General features: G+C 39.9%; 1 protein-coding gene. It reads left to right on the forward strand.

The window, feature by feature from the left end:
- Positions 1 to 500 precede the first annotated feature (500 nt).
- Positions 501 to 1775: a group II intron reverse transcriptase/maturase gene (gene ltrA, locus AS180_RS21265; protein WP_062687474.1), complete on the forward strand. Its 1275-nt coding sequence runs from the start codon at positions 501 to 503 to the stop codon at positions 1773 to 1775.
- The last annotated feature ends 84 nt before the right edge of the window (positions 1776 to 1859 follow it).

A 1859-nucleotide genomic window follows, 5' to 3' on the forward strand; every position in this document is an offset into this window, starting at 1 on the left:
ATGTGTGCCAGGCATGGCAACTATCTAGGTGGTGAAAGTCCACTGTGGGGGTACACATCGACCAACCACTAAGGAAGCGCAAGGAACTTATCGTGAGGTAAGGGCTAGAGGAAGCGTGGAATAAAATCTTGGCTCGACGAACAGAAATCTGATACTAAGGCTTGATAAAGGGATGAGGCTCCATGACAAGTCAAAGTCCAAAAGATGTGCGTAACTTTATTAAGTAAATCAGGCGAGTAAAAGAGGAAAGAGAGTTGTCTTACCCTGGGAGGTCTTGCGGATGTACAGAAGTACAGTCGAAAAAGGTTAACCGCAAGAAGTCAGCAAAAGCCATAGTAATGAGTAAATTCATGAAGGGCTGAACAATTTATAGTGTTTCAACGCCACGAATGCGTAAGTGACGAATTCCGAATGTGTTAATGGTGAAAGTATGAGCGTATCTCAAAGGATAACCAAAAAGGAAATATCACTTACTACGTGAGAGGGAAGGAGAAACGAGTGTGAAACTTTTAGAACAGATTCTAAGTAATCAAAATATGAATGAAGCCTACTTACGTGTCTATAAAAATAAAGGTGCAAGTGGGGTCGATGGAGTAACAGTCGACGAACTAAAACAATATCTGAAAGAGAACAAGGATGAACTGCGCCAGCGCATCAGAACAAGAAAATACAGACCACAAGCTGCCTTAAGAGTGGAGATCCCAAAAGAAAATGGAAAGATGCGCAAATTGGGAATACCAACAGTAGTGGATAGAGTAGTTCAACAAGCCATTCATCAAGTACTTAGCCCGATATTTGAAAAGCAATTTAGTGAGTTTAGTTACGGTTTTAGACCAAAAAGAAGTTGTGAGATGGCTATTATAAAAAGCTTAGAATTTCTGAATGACGGACACGATTGGGTAGTGGACATTGACCTTGAAAGATTCTTCGATACAGTCCATCACGATAAACTCATGCGAATTATCGCCAACACAATAGATGATGGAGACGTTATCTCTCTAATAAGAAAATATCTCGTCAGTGGTGTTATGGTGAATGGGAAATATGAAGAAACACCCATTGGGACTCCGCAGGGAGGCAACCTCAGTCCATTATTGAGTAATATTATGTTGAATGAACTCGATAAGGAACTAGAAAGTAGAGGATTACGATTCGTGAGATACGCTGATGACGCCCTCATCTTTGTGAAAAGCGAAAAATCTGCGAACAGAGTGATGAAATCAATCGTGAGATTTATAGAAGAGAAATTAGGGCTGATAGTAAATGCCGAAAAGAGTAAAATCTCTCGCCCAAAAGAATTAAAATTCTTGGGATTTGGGTATTATTATGATTCTAAAAACAAGAAATACCAAGTGAGACCACACCCAATTTCAGTACAGAAATATCAAAGGAAGCTTCGACAATTGACAAAGCGAAGTTGGAGTGTTCCGTTAGACTACCGAATATTGAAAATGAAGCAAGTCATATTCGGATGGGTGAATTACTTTAGAATCGCAAATATGAAAAAAACCTTGAAACGAACAGATATGAAACTGCGCTCCAGAATCAGAGTAATCATCTGGAAGCAATGGAAGGTACCGAAGAAACAAATCAAATCGCTAATTCAGCTAGGGATTCCGAAGGAAGAAGCGAAAGGATTAACCTACTGTCGAAAAGGTTACAGGTATATAGGGCTATCAAAAGTCGTCCAAAGAGCAATCTCAAACAAAAGACTAAAGCAGAGGGGAGTACCCTCTGCCCTAGAACGTTACTTAAAAGTACACACTGTAATATAAATTGAAACGCCGTATACGAGACCCGTACGTACGGTGTTGTGAGAGGGGCGAAAATAAGTTAATTTATTTTCCCTCTACTCGATT

It is taken from the genome of Priestia veravalensis (assembly GCF_001457055.1).
Lineage (GTDB): Bacteria > Bacillota > Bacilli > Bacillales > Bacillaceae_H > Priestia > Priestia flexa.